The sequence below is a fragment of the Janthinobacterium sp. ROICE36 genome (assembly GCF_002869965.1).
Classification (GTDB): Bacteria; Pseudomonadota; Gammaproteobacteria; order Burkholderiales; family Burkholderiaceae_D; genus Janthinobacterium.
The window spans coordinates 1-2,677 of record NZ_PEBS01000152.1 but is presented as its reverse complement, the minus strand read 5'-3'; the positions used below and the strand labels follow the sequence as shown (position 1 = coordinate 2,677).

Sequence of the window (2,677 nt, the reverse complement as noted above, 5' to 3'; positions counted from 1 at the left end):
GTGCGTATTTCGGTGAACGTGCCCACCCATTCCGGTCTATCGCGCCCACCTGCGCATGAGATGGTGTTACGCGGTTAAATTGTAGTGGGTGCGGTCACGATGGGTCGATATTTATCTCCTTTTTGGGCGTTTTTGATCGTTGGGGGCGCAGCGAGTCGCCGGTCAGGGTAAATCGGTGGTTGCGCTGCATGATGCGGTCCAGGATGGCGTCGGCGATGGTGGCGTCACCGATCCATGCATGCCAGTGTTCAACCGGCAGCTGGCTGGTGATGATCGTGGCCTTGCTGCCGGCCCGGTCGTCGATGATCTCCAGCAGGTCCGAGCGCGTCATGCTGTCGATGGCGCCCATGCCCCAGTCGTCAAGGACCAAGACGTCGGTCTTGGCCAGTTGCAGCAGCCATTTGCCGAAGGCGCCGCTGCCGTGCCGGATGCGCAGTTCTTCCTGCAAGCGGGGTACACGCTGGTAGATCGCAGAGTAACCACGCCGGCAGGCGTACTGCGCCAGCGCGCAGGCCAGCCAGGACTTGCCTGCGCCGGTCGGGCCGGTGATTAACACGCTGTGGCCGGCGCTGACCCACTCGCCCAGGGCTAGGCTCATCACCTCGCGGCGGTCGAGGCCTCGACCGGAACGTGTGTCGATATCTTCGATCGCGGCTTGGCCGTACTTGAGGTGCGCGTTCTTCAACAGTCGCACCAGCTTGCGGTCATTGCGGGCGTGGACTTCGCGATCTATCAGTAGCGCGACGCGCTCTTCGAAGCTCAACGCGGCCATGCCTGGTTGTGCCAGTTGTTCTTCAAGGCCAGCCGCCAGGCCGTCCAGTTTCAGCGAGCGCAGTTGCGCCAGGGTGGTGTGCATCATCATTGTCACATTCTTCACTTGCATATTGTTTATATCGTTTATTGATAGTAGCCAGGTCCGCGGACATGTGCATGGTCGGGGCTGACCCATTCGCTGGTCGTGGCCGGCGCATTCTGGTCGCGGTTGTTGGTGAGGATGTCACGCACATGGCGGTACTGGCAGGCGCCGATCTGCAGAGCCAGCATGCAGGCTGCCTCCAGCCTTACCTTGCCGTAGCGCTTGGCCAGCGCGAGCAGCCCAAGGCATGCGCGGTAGCCATGCTCCGGATGCCGGTTCTCGGCCATCAGCCGCGTCACCGCTTCGGCCGTCGCCGGACCGATACTGGTGCCCCAGTGGATCAGGCGTGCCGGCGTCCATTCCATCTGAGCGCGGTGTGCAGCGGGCATGTGCGCCGCTGTCGTCGTGAACCCGCCCTGACGGCTGTTGCGGGCGTGGCTGGCGATGCGCTGGCCTCTGTGCATCAGCTCCACCACCGACGTGGTGATGCGTGCTTCGAGCACCTGTCCGACCAGCGAGTGCGGCACGCTGTAGCGGTGGCGCTCGACCTCGACGTGGTAGTCGATGTGCACTTTCACCGTCTTGAAGTGCGCCATCTCGTAACGCTGCAACGGCAGGGGCAGCAAGGCTGGCGCATCGATCTCGGCGAAGGTGGTGGCGCGGCTGCCAGGCAGCTTCTGGAACAGCTTGTCGTTAAGCCGCGTGAGCAATGGCGACATAGCCTCATTGACCTCGTGCACGCTGTCGAACCGCTGATGACGCAGCCGCGCCATGATCCAGCGCTCGACGATCTGCACCGCCGACTCCGCCTTGGCCTTGTCTTGTGGATGGCGCGGACGGGCCGGCAGAATTGAGGTGCCGTAGTGGCGCGCGAAGTCGAGCACAGTGTCGTTGCTGCGCGGCTCGTAGCGGTTGGCGTCGGCGATCATGGCCTTCGGATTGTCAGGCACGATCAGTTGCGGGACGCCACCGATGAAGGACAGCGCACGCGCTGTGGACTCCAGCCAGTCCTTCATCGTCTCACGTGGCGTCGCGCAGGCAAATGTGTAGCTGGAGGCGCCCAGGGCGGCCACGAAGATGTGAGCACGGGTGCCATCGGTGAGACCAATGGTCGGTCCGGCGTAATCGATGAACAGCTTTTCGCCAGCCCGGTGCACTTGGCGCATCGAGCGCTTGAGCTGCTTGGCGAAGCGGCGGTAGTTTTCGCAGAACTGCGTGTATCCGTATGTCTGACAGTCGGCATAGTCGGCGCGGTGTTCTTCCCACAGCAGCATCAAAGTCATGCCCTTGCGGCGCAGCTCTTGGTGCAGGCGGCCATAGTCAGGCTGCACATGGTCGCGTGGCCGCTCCGGCGCCACGAGCAGGCGCCGCTCCAATGTCGCCTCGTCGGTGTTCTTGACGAACTCCCAGTCTAGCCCTGCGGCGGCGGCCATGCCCAAGTACTTGGTGACAGCAGCCTTGGACATTCCCAGCGCAGCGGCGATCTGCCGGTGCGATAGCTGGGCGTCGAGCTTCAGACGCAGTACATCTTTTATCTTACGCATATTGATCCTCGGTGCGGGCACGCTGTCTCCAGACAAAAGCCGGAAGCGTACTCGCTCGGTTGCTATATGCGTAACATCATCTCGGCATGGTACGACACCGTTCCGGTATCGTGACCGGCCATTCCGGTATTGTGCCCACTGATTCCGGTATCGTGACCAGTGATTCCGGTCTGGCCCTCAAACTGGGCACGATAGACCGGAATGGGTGGGCGCGATGGACCGGAATGGCTGGGCACAATGGACCGGAATCGGTGGGCACGATGGACCGAAATACCCA

General features: G+C 62.5%; 2 protein-coding genes. Both read right to left on the bottom strand.

From position 1 onward, the window contains the following. Positions 1 to 94: 94 nt before the first annotated feature. A complete protein-coding gene (istB, locus tag CSZ94_RS27060) occupies positions 95 to 862 on the bottom strand; it encodes an IS21-like element helper ATPase IstB (RefSeq protein ID WP_102124322.1) in 768 nt (255 codons plus the stop codon). A 35-nt stretch (positions 863 to 897) separates the two neighbouring features. Then, entirely contained in the window at positions 898 to 2,421 is a 1,524-nt protein-coding gene (gene istA / locus CSZ94_RS27055; protein WP_102124321.1) for an IS21 family transposase, read from the bottom strand. Positions 2,422 to 2,677 lie beyond the last annotated feature (256 nt).

Excerpts from the sequence above, each read along its gene's own strand:
- istB (WP_102124322.1), bottom strand. The coding sequence starts at position 862 with ATGATGATGCACACCACCCTGGCGCAACTGCGCTCGCTGAAACTGGAC.